Source organism: Arcticibacterium sp. GJ41-1, from assembly GCF_055808875.1.
Genome location: NZ_CM147888.1, coordinates 2,253,016 through 2,271,558, shown reverse-complemented (window position 1 = coordinate 2,271,558; position 18,543 = coordinate 2,253,016). Strand labels below are relative to the sequence as shown.

The following is an 18,543-nucleotide window of genomic DNA, read 5'->3' as shown; positions in this document are numbered from 1 at the left end:
ATATCTTCCGTCTTTCTACCAATCATTTATTCAACCACTCTTACGTGAACATGTAATGCTCACAGTAAAATGTTATGCATGCATAACACTTGCAAAATAAATAAAACATTCTTTTATAAACAAATAGATTCCAACAAATTAAATTTGTCGACCAAATCAAGAAATACAAAAACGAATGCATCCAAAAGAAGACGGTTTCAAATTTCCAGCAGAATGGCTACAGCATAAAGCAACATGGTTAAGTTTCCCTTGGAACGTAGAAACTTGGGAAGACAGACTACCGAGAGTGTACCCCTCCTACTTTAAATTTATCAAAGAAACTTCTGAGGTGGAGCAGGTCAATATAAATGTGGGTAACAGTCAAGTTAAAACCATCATTGAAAAACAGCTGTCTCTCCGAAACATGGAAAATGATAATATCCTATTGCATGACTTCCCTACCAATGACTCTTGGTGCCGAGACCATGGTCCAAGCTTTGTGGTAAATACCACGACTAAAGAGAAACGAATAGTGGATTGGCAGTACAATGCTTGGGGTGGCAAATACCCTCCTTATAACGATGACAATCAAATACCTTTAAAAGTAGCAGCACTATTAAACCTCAAAACATACAAGCCTGGTATTATTATGGAGGGCGGCTCTATTGAGGTAAATGGTGCTGGAAGTCTTTTGACTAGTAAATCTTGCCTTTTAAATAAAAATCGTAATCCTCATTTAAACCAAAAGGAAATAGAATCTTACCTAATGAATTATTATGGTGTAGAGCAGATTCTTTGGATAGAAGATGGTATAGTGGGAGACGACACCGACGGACACGTGGACGACACCACAAGGTTTGTTAATGAGAATACGGTATTGACTGTAATGGAGTCGAACAGGTTAGATGACAACTATGCTATTCTAAAAGAAAACTTAGAACAGCTTAAAATGATGAAGCTCCTAAATGGTGAGAGCTTAAACATTATAGAACTACCGATGCCTACTCCAGTTATTGATAATGAGCTAAGACTTCCTGCTTCCTACGCCAACTTTTACATCTGTAATAATAAGGTCTTAGTCCCTATATATAATTGCAAACAGGATGATGTAGCATTAGAAATAATAGGCAAATGCTTTCCAAATAGAAAAGTGGTCGGTATTGATTCTACTGAAATAATTTGGGGTTTAGGTAGTTTACATTGTCTATCTCAACAAGAACCAGAAGTATAATATTTGTTAAAAACGATTCTTTTTGGCAATAAATACCGACTTTTGCGGCTTATTTATTACAGACTTATCTCTGGCACTTATTTTATGCCCATTAGCAGACACTTATATTACGTCTTATTCCTTTTAGCACTAATTTCTTGCAAAACCGAGCAATTACCTACGCTTACAGAAAAAACTGTGACAAGTACTGCTATAAGTGAACCTATACTCACTTTAGGCATAGAGAAATTTGATACTACCTCCTTTGATAAGGTTTTAGACACCTACTTAATTACTGACTCTAGCAATTTTGATGATGTGATTGATGAAATTCTATTTCAAAAAAGAGTATTTGCTTTAGCTTCTGAACAAGGCTTTACTAAGGATGAAGCAATTAATGAGGAATTCAATTCTTACCTGAAAATAGTAGCTCAAAGTTTTATTGTAGACTCCGCTTTAACAAATAACTTAGCTCGTATCACGTATGACAGAATGAAAAAAGAGATTAACGCCTCTCATCTGTTAATACCAATTTCTGAATTTGCAAATCCCAAAGACACCTTGCTGGCTTTTGATAGGATTAGCCTTATTAGAGACATGTACCTTCAAGGAGTTCCTTTTGACTCTCTAGCTCGTGTCTATTCAGGTGATGCCAATACTAAAGCAATTGGTGGTGAAATGGGTTGGTTTTCTGCTTTACAGCTATTATACCCTTTAGAAAATGCTGCTTACAATACTTCGGTAGATTCTGTATCTCAAGTTATCAGGACTAAAGCAGGTTATCATATTCTAAAAGTAAATGGCACCAGGAATTTTAGTGGAAGGCTATTTGCAAAGCATCTCTTAAAGGTAGTACCCAAAGAAAGTACTACGGATTTCGTTTCCTTTCAACAAAACAGCATAGACTCCTTATACAGTTTGGTAAAGAAAGGAGTCAGTTTTGAGAGCCTATGTCAAAAAAACTCTGACGACGTTTACTCGAAAGACAATGGCGGCATTCTAGAACCTTTCTCTGTGGGTAGTAGAAAAGAGAAGGCTTTTGAAAAAATGGCTTTTTCTCTTAAAATTGGTGAAGTATCAGAACCTGTCAAAACTGAAGTTGGTTGGCATCTAATAAAACTGGTCAAAAAAGAACCGTTAAATTCATTTGAAGAGATAGAACCTACTATTTTAAAGAAAGTAACCACGGACTCCAGAGGTGAATATTTAAAGAAACTTAGTTTTAATAAATACGCCTCAAAACTTAATATAAAAGAAAATAAGGCGGTCTTAGAGGAAATTGTTCAAACCGCTAATCAGGACATTCTAGAAAGAAACTGGAAAGTCAACAAAAACGGGATAGCTCTAAAGATTTTATTGACCGTAGCTGGTGATGATTTTACTAATCTTGACTTTTATAGGTATGCAGAAGACAAGCAAACTTTTGAAAAGGAAGTAGAAGGATTCACTCCAGACATGTACATCAGGTCTTTTTACAAAGACTTTAAAACATCAAAAGTGGAAGAGGCTATTGTAAATAACCTTTCTAAATGGAACAGCGACTTTAAACTAATGTCTCTTGCTTACAAAGAAAACCTAGTTAATAGCAGCTACCTAAACAAAGAGATTTATGAGAAATCTGTTTTAGATAGTCTAGGCTTAAGAAACTACTATAACAATCACCTTGCTAGCTATCAACTCCCAAAAAGAGCCAAAGCCCTTATTTTAAAATCAAAAAATAAAGCTCTTTTAGATAAGTATTTTGAAACAACTAAAGGAGAAGGCCCGTATAGACTAAAAAGAGGTATTCTTCCTGCTTACTTTGACAAAAACGTTTCTGCCTTAAACGAGGATTTAAAACGAAAGCTAGTGGGTCTAACGGTTATAATGCAAAACAACCCTAATTACGTGGTGGAAATAGGCGGTCATAGAGATGTGAATGAAGAAGTGGAAGCCTCTTATTTACGTATCCAAGAAGTTGTCAATTTCCTCAAGAAAAATGGTTTGAAAATAACTCAAATCAGAGAATATGACTACGGAACTTCCCATTTGTCAGACCGATTTGATTGGACTCAAAACCAAAGAGTGAGTTTTCAATTTTTCACTACTCAAAAAATTGATGTTGCTCATACTATAAAATTAGAGAATGACAGCTTGACTGTAACACAAGGCGAATTTTATAAGGGAGAAAATGTTATGGTGGACGCCACAGCATGGGAAACAGGCTCTTTTGAAGCAGAATTTGACGATGAATTTTATAGAATTGAAATTGATAAAATAAGTCCGGCTAGAGCCAAAACTTATCGTGAAGCTTTTGGTTCTGTAGTTTCTGATTATCAAAATGAGCTAAAAGAGCAACTTAGCAAAGAACTGGCCGTTAAATATCCAGCCCAGCTCAACCGACAAGAATTATTAAAACTTTATACTGATCACAAGAAAAAGAATCTGTAAAATTACATTTATGTTAAAGAAAGTACTCCTTTTATTACTACTTCCATTTTTAGGGCATTCGCAAATGGTAGGCGTCAATTTGGATAAAATTATAGCCAAGGTTGACAACTATTATATCTTACGCTCAGAAGTAGAGACCCTTTTGGTTCGTTCACAGCAGCAAGGACAGGCACTAGACAAGTGTCAAGCTCTAGAATCTCTAGCTGTTCAGAAATTATTAGTGGCTAAAGCTGAAATTGACTCCGTCATAGTAGAGCCAGTTATGGTAGAAAGCCAGCTTGACTCCAGAATGGCTGAAATGGTTAGAATTTATGGTAACGAGCAGAACATTGTAGAGCAGTTTAATAAATCACTAGAGACCTTAAAAAGTGAAGTTAGAAAGCAGGTTAGTGAGCAGCTTACAGCTCAACAAATGCAAGAAACCATCACGGAAGGCTTAACGGTTACTCCGCATGAGGTTAAAAAGTTTATATCTGCAATTCCTAAAGACAGTTTACCTACTATTCCATCTGAAGTAGAAGTGGGTCAATTAGTTAGATTAGCCAAACTTACTGTATCTCAAAAGGGAGAATTAGTTACCCGCCTGAACAATATTAGAAAACGAATAGAAGCGGGTGAAAAGTTTGAAAAGTTAGCAGAAGAATACTCTGAAGACCAAGGCTCAAAAACCTACGGTGGAGACTTAGGATGGGCAAAAAGAGGGCAAATGGTACCTCAGTTTGAAGCTACAGCAATGAGGCTAAAGCCCAACGAAATGAGTGAAGTAGTAGAAAGTGATTTTGGTTTTCACTTAATTCAGCTTTTAGAAATAAGAGGTCAAGAATATCATGCTAGGCATATTCTACTAAGACCAGAATACAGCCGATTAGACATGACTGATGCTACCAATTTCTTAGATAGTTTAAGAAACTTTATAGTGATGGACAGTATCAAATTTGAAAATGCTGTGGCCCAATTTAGCGAAGATGAGAACAGTAAGTACACTGGAGGTAGCTTGACAGACCCAAATACTGGAAGTAATAAAATGGCTTTAGACCTTTCTATGGAGCCTAACTTATATTTCACTATTGATACGATGAAGGTTGGTTCTGTTACAAAACCACTACCCTACCGTAGCCCAGATGGTAAAACGGGAATGAGATTACTTTATCTCAAGAAAAAATATGCTCCTCATACCATCAATATTAAAGATGACTATGAAAAAATCAGGGAATTTGCTCTGATGAACAAAAGAAATGTTGAAATTGAAAAGTGGTTTGGTGATGCAATTAAAGAGGTGTATATAAAAATTGACCCAGACTACGACGTTTGTAGATTATTCGAACAATAAACCCTTAAAATGGCAAAAATAGAATTCAAATCTGATGTAGAAGCGGCAGACGCTTTAAAGGTAGCATACGAGAAACTAAGTAAAGAAATAGGACAAGTCATAGTTGGACAAGAGGAAACCGTAAGGCTACTTCTTACAGCCATATTTTGTCAAGGTCATTGCCTACTTGTAGGTGTTCCTGGTTTGGCTAAAACATTACTTATTCAAACCATATCTGATGCTTTAGATTTAGACTTTAATAGAATTCAGTTTACACCAGATTTGATGCCTTCTGACATTGTAGGTTCGGAGACTTTAGATAATGAACGAAATTTCAGATTCATAAAAGGACCTGTTTTTGCTAATATCATTTTGGCTGATGAGATAAACAGAACTCCTCCAAAAACGCAGTCGGCTCTTTTAGAGTCAATGCAGGAGTATTCTGTTACAGTAGCTGGTCAAAAGCACCAATTAGAAAAGCCATTCTTTGTATTGGCTACGCAAAACCCGATTGAGCAAGAAGGTACTTATCCGCTTCCTGAAGCACAGTTAGACCGTTTTATGTTCATGGTTTATTTAGATTATCCATCTTATGACCAAGAACTGGCAATTGTAAAAAGTACTACATCTGATAAGAAGAAAACTGTTAAAGAAGTTATTACAGCAGAAGAAATACTTTACTTCCAACAGTTGGTAAGAAGAGTACCAGTGGCAGATAATGTCATAGAGTATGCGGTTAATTTGGTACAGCAAACAAGACCTCAAACAGAAAGAGCCTCAGAAGTAGCAAATAACTTTTTAGACTGGGGAGCTGGACCTAGAGCCTCTCAAAACTTGATATTGGCAGCTAAGTGTAATGCATTAATAAACGGCAAATACTCTCCAGACATTGAAGATGTAAAAGCCGTTTCAACAGCCGTACTTCGCCACAGAATCGTTAGAAACTTTAAGGCTGAAGCCGAAGGGATATCGGTACAAAATATTATTGGAAAGATGCTTTAAGCCTTTCTGCTTTTAAGAAAACTTTCTAATTTATCTAAAGACATGGCATTAAAAGTCATGTCTTTTGTCAATCCAGCCTTTCTAGCCACAGCTACTCCGTAATGCATATCTTGGAAGCCCTCTATTTTGTGAGCATCAGGGTTAATTGAAAGCATCACTCCTTTCTCCAAACAATAAGGAATCCATCTCCAATCAATGTCTAACCTATATGGGCTAGCATTAATCTCCATTATTACCTTATTGGCAGCACAAGCATCTATAATCTTCTTAAAATCTAACGGGTAGCCTTTTCTTGAAAGTAATAATCGCCCTGTTGGGTGCCCCAAAATAGTAGTATAAGGATTTTCGACAGCCTTTAAGACTCTATCTGTAGCTTTCTCTATGCTCATATCAAGATTAGCATGAACAGAGGCTACCACATAATCAAAAGTCGCTAAAATCTCACTTTCATAGTCTAAACCACCATCGCTAAGTATATCCGACTCTATACCTTTCAATACCTTAAAAGGTGTCATCGCTGCATTTATCTCATCTATTTCGGCCTGTTGCTGCACTACCCTACCAGCAGTCAAACCACCAGCATATGTGGCTGTTTGAGAATGGTCTGCTATACCGAAATAATCTAAGCCCAAATCTCTACAAGCTTCCGACATTTCTTTCAAAGTGTTCTTACCATCAGAATATTTCGAGTGATTATGCAAACTTCCTTTTAAAGCATCCCAAGAAATAAGGTCGTCATTTGAGTTCTCTTTTATCCAACCAAACTCAGATAAACCCTCTCGCATTTCAGGCAAGATATAATTTGAACCAAAACCAGCATAATATGCCTCAGAGGTATCAAATATGTTTGACTTCACATAGTGATAAAAGTTTTGTTGCCCTTCGGGCAAAACAACCTTCAAATGGTCTTCCGAGGCATTACAAATTAATTTCTCCCTTTCAAAAGTGTCTGCTGACTCAAATTGAACTTCAATCAAAATTTGATTCTCGCCATAGGTACCACGCCAAATAAATGGCGAAGAGGCTTTCATATTTTCTACAAAGCCCTCTGGCATCTTAGCCTTATCTGTAAAATCACCAGCCACTAAAAAAGAAAGAGCGTCTACTGTTTCTAACTTACGGGGAATGGTCCCTACTTCTTCCACTTTGCTATAAATACTAGAAAGTTCTTTCAAAATTACTGCAGAAAGCTCTGCCGCTTGATTCATTCTTAACTTACCAGACTGCTGACGTAAGAACAAAAGAGACTCCAATATCTTTTCTTGTGTCTTTTGACCAAAACCTTTTGTCTCAGCTATTTTACCACTTTCACAAGCTATTTGGAGGTCGTTTAGGTTATCAATTCCTAACTCTTCCCATAAGGTCTTTATTTTCTTGACACCTATGCCCTTGACCTTAAACATTTCCAAAACCCCTTCCGGCGTCTTGTTGATTAATTCTTGTAATTCTGTGGTGATTCCAGTAGCAACTATTTGAAGAATATTAGCCGCCATAGATTTCCCTACACCTCTAATCTTCATCAACTCCTCTTCCGACATTCCAAAGAGGTCATCTTCTAACCTGTCTAGATTGAAAGCAGTTCCTCCATAAATCTTGGCTCTATTTTCATCTTCACCATGAAGAATCATTAGCTTACTAGTAAGCTCTATTACATCAGAAATTTCCTTGTTACTCATTTTACTTAGGGTCTTTTGCGATTATTTTTTATCCAAAATCATTCTTATCTTGATACTAAACATCGCAAAGAATAGTGTCATAAAAGGACTAATAATATTGAAGAAAGCATATGGGATATAAGCCATAGTGTCTACACCAAGTACATTTGACTGGTAAGCTCCACAGGTATTCCATGGGACTAAAACGGATGTTACCGTTCCGCTATCTTCTAAGGTTCTACTTAAATTTTCAGGAGCTAGTCCCTTTTCTTTGTAGGCATTTTTAAACATTTTACCTGGCACCACAATGGCTAAATACTGGTCTGATGCTGTAAGGTTTAAAGCTAGACAACTTGCAACGGTACTGGCAAACAAACCAAATACACTTTTAGCAGCTTTCAGCAATGAACTAGAAATTTTATCTAAAGCACCTATAGCTTCCATAAAGCCACCAAATGTCATAGCACATAAGATTAACCAAATGGTATTTAACATACCTGCCATGCCTTTAGACTTGAACAAGTCTACCAACTCAGCATTTGAAGTATCTATCCCTGCTGGACCAGAGATGGCATTAATAATTCCTTTATATGCCGCCACAAAAGACATTTGCTCTTCGCCTGAAATCTTGACTACTATATCTGGTTGAAAAAACAAGGCTAATAAGGCTCCACCCATAGTTCCTACAAAGAGTGCAATTAGTGGCTCTGTTTTCTTAACAATCAAGAAAATCACCAATGCTGGCACTAAGAACAACCAAGCATTAATATCAAAAGTAGTGGTAATAGCCTCTTGCATTTGAGAAACATCGACATCACCTTTTGAACTTTGCATCAAACCAATAATTGTGAAAAGAATTATGGTTATCACAATGCTCGGAACGGTAGTAAAGAGCATATACTTAATGTGTGTAAAGAGGTCTGTACCCGCCATAGCCGGAGCCAGATTAGTGGTATCAGACATTGGCGAAAGCTTATCGCCAAAATATGCTCCTGAAATAACAGCACCTGCCACCATGCCTAATGAAAAGCCCAGGGAGCCTCCAATAGCAATTAGAGCAATACCTACCGTAGCCGTGGTGGTCCAGGAGCTTCCGGTAGCCACAGAAATTATAGAACATATAATCACGCAGGCAGGTAAAAAGATAGAGGGGCTCAATATTTCCAAGCCATAATAAATCATGGCAGGTATAATTCCACTAATTAGCCAAGTTCCGGACAATGCACCTACAAAAAGTAAAATCAAAATAGCTCCAGACGTAGTTTCAATATTACTGGCCACATTGGCAATCATTTTTTCAAACGATATCTTCTTTGTAAAACCAATAATTGCGGCTACAGCCCCACCCAAAAGCAATGCAAATTGATTTGACCCTGAAAGGGCATTATCTCCAAAAACATAAACATTAAAGCCCAAAATAGCCACCAGAATAACGACGGGTATCAAGGATTGAAAGAGTGAAATAGAGGTCTGGGGCTTGGTCATTTATTTGTTGATTAGAATTAAATTCAAATATATACCTTAATTAGGCTTTAATTTCCTTTTAAACGTGTTTTGACAAGTTCTAAATTTCTAAAAACAAAGTGTGAAATGTAAGTTCTAGAGCAATTATTTCCCCATTAAATTAAAATCACTTTACTTTGTGCAAAATTTTACGCCCATGTTCACTTTGATTGTTCGCTAACACCAGCTCTTTTGGTGTTCTATTTCCCCTGAAAAACTTCTTCAATTTCTGTAAGAACAATCATTTCTATGTCAAAATATATTCAATTATTTAAAGACGCCCTTAAAGGCGACGAAGAAAGAGACTATACCTCTTTAAGCATTAACAAAGGCATTTTCTTATTATCAGTACCTATGGTAATAGAGATGTTTTTTGAAGCATCTTTTGCTTTAGCGGATGCATTTTTTGTAGCACGTTATGTAGGCACTTTAGGCGTAGCTGCAGTAGGACTTACAGAATCAGTTCTGACCATTATATACTCCATGGCATGGGGTTTAAGCAGTGCAGCAGCAGCAGTAATAGCCCGACGAATTGGTGAAAAAGATAACCAGAAAGCTGGTTTGGCCTTAGCTAATGTTATTTTGATATCCGTTTCGCTCGGTTTAATCATAGCAGGTTTCGGGTATTATTTTTCTACGGACATTCTCCGCTTAATGGGTGGTTCCGAAGAACTAGTTCAAGAAGGACACTGGTACACAAGAATCCAATTTCTTAGTTCGCCTATCATTATCCTATTATTCACTTTAAGTGGGTCTTTAAGAGGTGCTGGTAGTGCATCTTTAGCTATGAAGTCTGTAATTATTGCCAATGTGCTAAACATAGCTCTTGATTACTTGTTTATTCCAGTAATGGGCTTGGGTATTAAGGGGGCTGCCATAGCAACTATGATTGGTAGGACGGTAGGTGTTTTATACCAACTTTATATACTTACCAACGCCAGCAGTAAGCTTCAACTAATTCTAAAAGACTTCATACCCAAAAAGACGATAATTATTAATGTCATAAAAATAGCTGCAGGTAGTACTGGCCAATTTTTAATACAATCTGCCAGCTGGGTATTTATGGTAAGAATCTTATCGATTTATGGCAGCGAGGTTATTGCGGGCTATACCATAGCTTTAAGAATAATCATCTTTACCATTTTACCTTCATGGGGTTTAGCTAATTCTGGTGCTACGCTTGTAGGTCAAAATCTTGGAGCCGGAAAACCAGAAAGAGCTGTCAAATCGGCTTGGACTATCGCTTATATGAACATGGCCTTTATGACATTCATTGCCATTTTCTTCTTTCTTTTTGCCAAGCCCTTTATTATGTTTTTTGACAGTACACCACAGGTTGTAGAAACAGGTGTCAGTTGTTTAAAGATTTTGGCCTCAGGCTATATCGTCTTTGCATTGGGCATGGTAATTACGCAAGCCATTAATGGTGCTGGCGATACCCTCCCTCCTACTATTTTCAATTTGGTGTGCTTCTGGTTTATTCAAATTCCTCTGGCTTATTACTTAGCAGAGACAGTAGGTTGGAGAGAAACTGGAGTATTTGTATCCATTGTGGTAGCTGATTTTGTACTAGCTATATCTGCAGTAGTTTACTTTAAAACAAACCGCTGGCAAAAGAAGAAAGTCTAAAACCAAAAAAAGGAGCTTTTACCCGGGTAAAAGCTCCTTTAATATTTGATTAGGATATTTTATCTATTAATCACAAATCTTTTAGATTGTACGCCTTCCTCTGTCTTTAATTTAACAATGTAAGAACCAGCATCATAATTATGAGTATCAATTCTATGCTCTAAAGCATTATCTTCTAAGTCCAAGTCCTTATCATAAACCTTCACACCATTAATCTGGTAGATTTCTACTTTAGCCTTGTTGGCTTGAGCCATTCTAGCTTTCACATCTATGTGATTAACCGTAGGGTTTGGAGATAAAGTCATGTCAAACAAGGCCGCTTCAGAAGCCAAAGCTTTTTCTACAGGTTTTTGGATTGATAAATTATCTATAGCCCAACCCCAGCCATTAACCCATTGGTCAGCATTTAGTCTAAATCTTAATAACAATTCTTCACCAGCAGCTTCAGCTATCAAATGGTCGTAAATGTTAATCTCCCTAGTTCTATATAATGCTGGTGATGGAATCCCAATTGAATTAGGCACGTCAACACCAGCAGGTGATAAGGTATTATTAAATAACTCAGACCATGAATCATCAACATTAGAATCGTAACCATCCATGAATGCATACCAACTCACTCCATCATCTAAAGAATATTCCACTATAACATAGTCCCAAAATCCTATTTCCCCAAAAGGAATACCTAGCTCCCCTCCTTCTACCAAAACAATTTCATCAAAAGTAATTGTAGAAACATCTTCACTTATTATAATAGGATGTCTATAAAGAGCAATTGCATTGTATTCAAAATCTAAGGCTACTGTTTCTCTTGCTGGGTCTGTCGGGTCATACAAACCTAAGCCATTTTTATAAGGGCTTTCCGTCTGAAGTGCTCCGTTTGATAATCCAGAAGGTGTTAGGATATTGAAACCAGTTGTCGCAAAAGCGTCTGTATCTTCCTCAAAATCTAAAAAATCTTCTGTTACTGGTTCTAAAAGTGAGGTCGCCACAAACTCATATACATCTGCCACTACTGGACTCTCGTAGCTCGTTCCTCCAGTAGTAGTAGGTATTGTAGTTTGATTTCCAGATTTATCTATTGCCGTTATACTAAGTGTTACCACATCATTATCTTCCAATGCCGGAATTCCACCTGGCATGAGAAAGGCTATTAAATCATCACTCCCTTGAGAAAACAAAGTATCTATTTCTTTATCGAATCTTCTTAACCCAAAAGGCAATTGACTTACCCCATTGATAGTATAGTTGACATAAACAGTATCAATTCCAAGGTCGAAATCATCTTCAACATTGGCCACAATATTTACCGGCACCCCTGAGCTCAATATTGTCGGAGGGTAATATTCGATTGACGGCCCTGCAACATCAGGACTACCGACTTTAAAAAGGTAAGTGAATTCTGGTGCTGAGGATGGTTTTACTAGATCTTTTCCAAAATTGTCAGAAACCGTGAAATAGTAAAAGATATATGACTTCGGGTCATCAATAGGAATTACGGCCGTATACTCATTTCCTTCTCCCTTTATTAATGGTATTTTGTTTGGATTTAAAATTTCTGCATCTCTTTTTTCTATAATTTCTGCTATCGGAATCTCCGAATTTATGGCTATATAATTAAGAACTGCAGACCCTTCTACCAAAGTTGTATCAGAAAAAATAGAAACAGTAACGGGTATTTCAGTAGCAGCAGCAACATCTTTTAAGGGTGTATGTACCATTGATGAGTTCCTCCAACCCATCTCCGTAAAAATATCTAAAACGATAGGCCCTACTTCGTAATTAATTTCTCTAAGACCTGCACTAGGAGTCATTAAAGAATTTATTGTACCCGCCGGGTACGTATTATCATCTAAGTGAGAAATACTAGAACCAATATCATAAAACGTAGGTGCATATAATTTAATCTTATCTCCGTTGTTTTTGCTAACAGCTAATGGGGAATTGAAAAATAAATTTTCTGAAATTAGTTCATTCCTTAAAGGATTAGAGGGATTCGGAAAAAGGAGCGTATCAATTAGAGTTTGGTCTTTTTCGTTTTGAACGTAAGCATCATATATATAGGGTCTAACCATTCCATCACCTCCCAAACTACCATAAAAGCCCTGTGAGCCTTCGGCTCCAAAAGAACCAACAAAACCTAAGCCATGACAAAGCTCATGAAGCACTACAGATGTAAAATCATACTGACCTACAGCTGGTGTACCAGTAGTACCATAATACCAGTTTTGAGCTGAACTGAAACGAGCTAAAATATCAAAATCATTGGGTGAATTTAAATCATGCCCTACCATCTTCTCCGCCAAAGCCACTGGATACCAAGTATTTGCCCTTTCCGCACCGTCAAAATCTCTATAATACGTAAAAGGAGAGGCCGACCCTAATACCCCAGGCTCAAGTTCTTGCCACAAGGCAACAACATTAATTTCTACTTCAGAAGTTAACAGTTCAGACCATATATTCACAGCCCTTTGAAATGCTTCTCGAACAATTTCTGGCATATTTGGGTCATATACCACTTTAAATTTAGCAGCAGTACTCGTGGAAGCCCTTGACCTATTCTTCACTTTAATTGCCTGCTTGATTTCTTCAGGAATATCTCTAAAGGTATTTTCATCTATATGGCTCGCGGGACAAACGACCTCTTTACCTTTGATCCATTCCATTTTTGGATTATACTCTAAATCACTAATCTTTTGCTGACCAAAAGCAGTAAGAGAAATAAATCCGATTAAAACAGATAAAACTTTTCTTTTCATATTTGTAGTACAGGATAGGTTATTTGGTAAATATAAATGATATTTCACCGTTTAATTGGCTACAATAGCATTTATTTCATGACTTTTATGCCACTTCCTAAATCTTATACGTAATCGGCAGGTAAAAGGTATGGTTTCTCCAAAAGAAATTCTTCAAAAATATTGGCAATATGACTCCTTTAGACCACTTCAGTTTGAGATAATTTCGTCTGTTTTAGAGAAAAAAGACACCTTAGCACTAATGCCAACTGGCGGAGGTAAGTCTTTATGTTTTCAAGTTCCGGGCTTAATCTTAGATGGGGTAAGCATAGTAATTACGCCACTCATTGCTTTGATGAAGGACCAAGTAAGTCAATTAAAAGACAGAGGAATTAGAGCTGCCGCCATTTATTCCGGCATGCACAAAAGTGACATAGACCGAACCTTGGATAACTTTGTTCTTGGCGACTACAAGTTCCTTTATGTCTCTCCTGAAAGGTTACTAACGGAGATGATGATAGAAAGAACCAAGAGGATGAATGTTAGCCTTTTGGTAATAGATGAAGCTCATTGTATTTCTAAATGGGGACATGATTTTAGACCATCATATTTAAAAATCAATAAATTTAAAGAGTACTGCCCAAAAGCAACTGTTATTGCCCTTACAGCTACTGCAACAAAAGAAACACAAAAAGACATTTTAGCACAGCTTAAGCTTAAAAAGCCTGAAGTGTTTAAAATGAGTTTTAAACGTAAAAACCTTGCCATTTATGCCAGCGAATCTTCCAGCAAAAACTTACAACTAGCAGATTTACTAGCCAAGATTAAAGGCTCCAGCATAGTTTACTGCAAAACACGAAAAGACACACAAGAAGTAGCTCACTTCCTTAAAAATTGTGGATTATCGGCCGACTTTTACCATGCCGGCCTTTCAAACGAACTCCGTTTCAAAAAACAGGAAGACTGGATACAGAATAAGACGCAGGTAATAGTTAGCACTAATGCCTTTGGAATGGGTATTGATAAGTCTGACGTTCGCTCAGTTTTTCACCTACACATTCCTGAAAATATGGAGTCCTATTACCAAGAGATAGGTAGAGCAGGAAGAGACGGTGCACCATCGTCGGTTTTTCTATTATATAATAGTCAAGACATTGAAAAGTTAAAGTTTAATTTAGAACAGGCTTTTCCGCCTATGGAGGCTTTAATAAAACTCTATCAATCGCTTTGTAATTTCTATAAACTAGCCTACGGCTCAATACCTGAACCGTATTATGAGTTTGATAGTTATCTATTCCAAAGCACTTTTGGAATGAAAGCTATTCCAACGTACTACGGCTTAAAAATGCTTGAAAATCAAGGTATTTTAGAGCTTAATGACTCCTATCAGGCTCCATCTAAATTCCATTTTTTGATAAGTAGTTTTGAGCTTGCAGAGCTTCAAGAAAAAAATAGAGATTTAGAAAAATTCACCCAAACATTGCTCCGCATATACGGTGGCGAGCTCTTTCTAAATCCATCAATCATTTCTGAAAGTGAAATTTCAAAAGCCTATGGGGCAGGTAAAATAATAGTGGAACGTATGCTTCGCAGATTAGAAAAGCTAAACATTGGCAGCTATTTCCAGCAATCTGGCAAACCCACAATAAGCTTTTTAGGTAAAAGATACGATGCCGAAAAGCTCCCTCTTAACCATTCGGAAATAGCACGTAAAAAGAAAAGCGAAAAAGCCGCTATTGAAAGAATGATTAGCTACGTTTCAGGCTACAAAAGGTGTAGAATGGCACAGCTGCAAGACTATTTTGGGGAAGAAAACGCCGAAGACTGTGGTGAATGCGATATCTGTCAAAGCAAACAAGAGGATGTCCTACGAATTCAAAACATTGAAAAGTTAGGAGCCGAACTAGCAAAACAGCTCCCTAAACAGCTCACAGAATTGACTTTAGATACCAATGTGAATATTGAAGAAATAGTGCATCATTTTATTGACCGAAACTATTGGATTCTTCAAAATGGAGTACTGAAAGTCAAGTAGTTTTCTCTGCTTATATTAATGTTTGAGTTACCAAAGCCACTTCTAGGCTTAAAAAGAGAATCACAATCTATATAATTGCCAAAGGTAAATCTCTTATACGCCCTTTTTAGTATTTTTGCTTTTATTACGAAATAGCTAAGACTGTGAATAGAAACGAAAAGAAAATAGCTCTCAATAAGCAGATAAACGATTTCACGGAAGACTTGAAATCAAAAGCTGGTGGTTTTAAAAACCTTGGTAAAGATGCCTTAGTTATAGGTGGAATTATAGTGGCTGGTTATTCGCTAATGAAACTTTTCACTGCTGATGAAGATGAAAGTGAGGACGTATCTTCTAACCTAGAAACACCTTCAATATTCACATCGGCTATAAAAGGTGCTGCTTCTTCCATATTATTGGCGGTAGCTAAAAGCAAACTAACAGATTATCTAGAAGGTTTAAACGAAGAAGAGAGTGAGCAAGATTCTTAATAACATAAAGGGTTTAAAGCACAAAGGTTTGGCTATTCTTATTGACCCAGATAAGGTCAATGAGGCTTCTCTAAACGAACTTATCATAAACGCCATTCGGGCTAACGTTGACCTCTTTCTAGTGGGTGGAAGTCTTATTAGTTCTGATAACATGGACATGGTACTTTCTAAATTAAACGACGTAGAAAATATCCCAAACGTACTTTTCCCAGGAAACAGCTTACATATAAATAATAAAGCGGACGGTATTTTATTGCTCTCTCTTTTGTCTGGAAGAAACCCTGATTTTTTAATTGGTCAGCATGTTTTGGCAGCTCCCGCTCTTAAAAGGTCTAATCTTGAAATTTTGCCAACGGCCTATTTATTGGTAGATGGCGGTAAACAGACAACAGCTTCTTATATTTCTAATACCACCCCTATTCCTAATGACAAAGCGGATATAGCAGTAGCCACGGCAATGGCAGGTGAAATGTTGGGTTTAAAATTGACCTATTTAGATGCTGGCAGCGGTGCTCAAAACCCTGTAAGTTTAGCAATGATAGAGGCCGTAAAGGCCAATATAGAAACTCCACTTATAGTGGGAGGTGGTATCAATTCTATTGAAAAGGCTAAAAATGCTTATCAAGCTGGTGCAGATATAATAGTGGTGGGAAATGCCACTGAAAAAGACCCAAATTTCATCATGGAATTAGGTGCCTTAAAAAAAGAACTTTCTAACCAAAAGACTGTTTGATGTATCAAGTATTCTTGGGCATCGGTTCTAATTTGGGAGATAGAGAAACTTCTATTTCAAACGCTATAGACAACATTGGAAAAAGTTTAGGCAAGGTTATTAAAGTAGCTCCTACCATTTCTACCAAAGCATGGGGTAAAACAGATTCGCCCGATTACCTTAATACGGTTGTTGAGATTCAAACCGACCTTCTTCCTCTTGAGTTAATTGAGAAAGTTTTAGCTTTAGAAGCAAGACTAGGACGTACTAGAACTGAAAAATGGGCAAGCCGCCTTATTGATATTGACATCCTATATTTCAATGACTGGCATTTCAATACGCCAAATTTGATAGTTCCCCACCCATATATTGCTGAAAGAACTTTTGTTTTAGAGCCTTTGGCCAATATCGCTCCAGACTTTGTGCATCCAATTCATCGTAAGACCAATTTAGAACTTCTTAATACATTGACTAATGGAAATTAGAAGAGCAAATAAGGAAGATATTAAGCCTATCATAGCTATGTGGGCTACTGACAAAAACTCTATTGGTTTAGAAAAACACGAGCCGGGATTATCACCAAACTATTTGGAAGCATTTAATGCTATTTCCGTAGATTCAAATCAATATTTGATGGTGATGGAAGATAATGGAGAACTGGTAGGAAGCTTACATCTCAGCATTATTCAATACCTCTTTAGACATGCTAGAAAAGTGGCTTTGCTAGAAGCCGTAATAGTTAAAGAAGAAAGAAGAGGTCAAGGAATAGGCGAGCAACTTATTCAATGGGCTGTGGCTAAATCAAAGGAAAGAGGAGCTTATTTAATAGAACTAACCTCTAATAAAAACAGAGACAAAGCCCATTCATTTTATAAAAAACTGGGTTTTGCCCAATCACACGAAGGCTTTAAGCTAAAATTGACGTAGATTAGAAACATGCCAAACAAAAAACCTGCTGTAAAATCTGAGTTACACCCCAGAAATAAGCACAACGAAGGATATAATTTCACCGTTTTAACAGAAGTTCTCCCTGAGTTAAAGGAGCATGTTTTTGTCAATAAATACGATACAGAAACCATAGACTTCTCAAACCCCAAAGCTGTAAAACTACTCAACAAGGCTTTGCTGAAAAGCCATTATTATGTTGACGACTGGGACATACCCGATGGCTACTTATGCCCTCCAGTACCCGGAAGAGCAGATTATATACATTACATAGCAGATTTAATTGGAGCTGATGATGAGAAGCAAATCAAATGTCTTGATATAGGAACAGGGGCAAATTGCATCTACCCTATTATTGGCGTAGCAGAATATAACTGGCGTTTTGTAGCAACAGATATTGACGAAGACGCTCTAGAAGTTGCCTTTAAGATTGTTAATAATAACGATGCACTAAGAGGGAGAATAGAACTTAGACGTCAGATAAATCCAAGGTTTATATTTAGAGAAGTTCTTGGTGTTGATGAGTACTTTGATGTAAGTATCTGCAACCCTCCATTTCATGCTTCTGAAAAAGAAGCTAGGCTAGGCAGTTTAAGAAAGACCAAAAACCTTGGCAACAAAAAGCCTTTACTCAACTTTGGCGGACAAAGCAACGAACTTTGGTGCGAAGGCGGAGAAAAAGCTTTCTTAACTAACATGATTTACGAAAGCAGACATTTCACCAGACAATGTGGTTGGTTCACGTCTTTGGTTTCTAAAAAAGACAATATCAGACCATTAAAAAAGCTTCTTACCAAGTTAGAAGCCAAAGAAATCAAGGTCATAGAAATGGCAACCGGCAATAAAATAAGTAGAATTTTAGCTTGGCGATATTGACAACATTGGTTCTTTTTCCATTTTAAGAATCATAAATTTGTACTTTAGTA

At 37.0% G+C, this 18,543-nt stretch carries 14 protein-coding genes; 11 read left to right on the top strand and 3 right to left on the bottom strand.

Features of this window, described 5'->3' with window-relative positions:
* The first annotated feature begins 175 nt into the window (after positions 1-175).
* Genes AC0L6O_RS09175 through AC0L6O_RS09160 form a run of 4 tightly spaced genes read left to right on the top strand, consistent with a single transcriptional unit; the run spans position 176 to position 5,930 of the window.
* A complete protein-coding gene (locus tag AC0L6O_RS09175; RefSeq protein WP_473308020.1) occupies positions 176-1,210 on the top strand; it encodes an agmatine deiminase family protein in 1,035 nt (344 codons plus the stop codon).
* 3 nt (positions 1,211-1,213) lie between these two features.
* The gene (locus tag AC0L6O_RS09170) at positions 1,214-3,619 is read left to right on the top strand and encodes a peptidylprolyl isomerase (protein ID WP_473308019.1); all 2,406 of its coding nucleotides are present in this window, start codon (positions 1,214-1,216) and stop codon (positions 3,617-3,619) included.
* 10 nt (positions 3,620-3,629) lie between these two features.
* Positions 3,630-4,949 carry a peptidylprolyl isomerase gene (locus AC0L6O_RS09165; protein ID WP_473308018.1) on the top strand — a complete coding sequence of 440 codons (1,320 nt, stop codon included), beginning with the start codon at positions 3,630-3,632 and terminating at the stop codon, positions 4,947-4,949.
* An 18-nt stretch (positions 4,950-4,967) separates the two neighbouring features.
* Positions 4,968-5,930, top strand: coding sequence for an AAA family ATPase (locus AC0L6O_RS09160; protein WP_473308511.1), 963 nt, complete (start codon positions 4,968-4,970; stop codon positions 5,928-5,930).
* Here AC0L6O_RS09160 and AC0L6O_RS09155 read toward each other — a convergent pair.
* A complete protein-coding gene (locus AC0L6O_RS09155) occupies positions 5,927-7,606 on the bottom strand; it encodes a PHP domain-containing protein (protein WP_473308016.1) in 1,680 nt (559 codons plus the stop codon). The genes AC0L6O_RS09160 and AC0L6O_RS09155 overlap by 4 nt on opposite strands.
* A 21-nt stretch (positions 7,607-7,627) precedes the next feature.
* Positions 7,628-9,070, bottom strand: coding sequence for a Na+/H+ antiporter NhaC (nhaC, locus tag AC0L6O_RS09150; RefSeq protein ID WP_473308015.1), 1,443 nt, complete (start codon positions 9,068-9,070; stop codon positions 7,628-7,630).
* 267 nt (positions 9,071-9,337) lie between these two features.
* On the opposite strand from nhaC, the gene AC0L6O_RS09145 reads away from it, so the two are divergent.
* Positions 9,338-10,717 (top strand): MATE family efflux transporter, encoded by a 1,380-nt coding sequence (locus AC0L6O_RS09145; RefSeq protein WP_473308013.1) that lies wholly within the window; start codon positions 9,338-9,340, stop codon positions 10,715-10,717.
* 59 nt (positions 10,718-10,776) lie between these two features.
* Here AC0L6O_RS09145 and AC0L6O_RS09140 read toward each other — a convergent pair whose 3' ends face one another.
* Positions 10,777-13,476, bottom strand: a complete 2,700-nt coding sequence (locus tag AC0L6O_RS09140) for a T9SS type A sorting domain-containing protein (protein ID WP_473308011.1) — start codon at positions 13,474-13,476, stop codon at positions 10,777-10,779.
* A 130-nt stretch (positions 13,477-13,606) separates the two neighbouring features.
* On the opposite strand from AC0L6O_RS09140, the gene AC0L6O_RS09135 reads away from it, so the two are divergent.
* The 6 genes from AC0L6O_RS09135 to rlmF all read left to right on the top strand — a co-directional run bounded on the left by AC0L6O_RS09135 (position 13,607) and on the right by rlmF (position 18,493).
* On the top strand, positions 13,607-15,490 hold the full coding sequence (locus tag AC0L6O_RS09135) for a RecQ family ATP-dependent DNA helicase (protein ID WP_473308009.1): 1,884 nt from the start codon (positions 13,607-13,609) through the stop codon (positions 15,488-15,490).
* A gap of 143 nt (positions 15,491-15,633) precedes the next feature.
* On the top strand, positions 15,634-15,960 hold the full coding sequence (locus AC0L6O_RS09130) for a hypothetical protein (RefSeq protein ID WP_473308008.1): 327 nt from the start codon (positions 15,634-15,636) through the stop codon (positions 15,958-15,960).
* Positions 15,944-16,693, top strand: coding sequence for a phosphoglycerol geranylgeranyltransferase (locus AC0L6O_RS09125; protein ID WP_473308006.1), 750 nt, complete (start codon positions 15,944-15,946; stop codon positions 16,691-16,693). The genes AC0L6O_RS09130 and AC0L6O_RS09125 overlap by 17 nt, the downstream gene beginning before the upstream one ends.
* On the top strand, positions 16,693-17,157 hold the full coding sequence (gene folK, locus AC0L6O_RS09120) for a 2-amino-4-hydroxy-6-hydroxymethyldihydropteridine diphosphokinase (RefSeq protein ID WP_473308005.1): 465 nt from the start codon (positions 16,693-16,695) through the stop codon (positions 17,155-17,157). Before AC0L6O_RS09125 ends, folK begins: the two co-directional genes overlap by 1 nt.
* Positions 17,147-17,599, top strand: a complete 453-nt coding sequence (locus tag AC0L6O_RS09115; RefSeq protein ID WP_473308004.1) for a GNAT family N-acetyltransferase — start codon at positions 17,147-17,149, stop codon at positions 17,597-17,599. The genes folK and AC0L6O_RS09115 overlap by 11 nt, the downstream gene beginning before the upstream one ends.
* Positions 17,600-17,608: 9 nt before the next feature.
* Complete coding sequence (rlmF, locus tag AC0L6O_RS09110) at positions 17,609-18,493, top strand: 23S rRNA (adenine(1618)-N(6))-methyltransferase RlmF (RefSeq protein WP_473308002.1); 885 nt, start codon at positions 17,609-17,611, stop codon at positions 18,491-18,493.
* Positions 18,494-18,543: the final 50 nt, after the last annotated feature.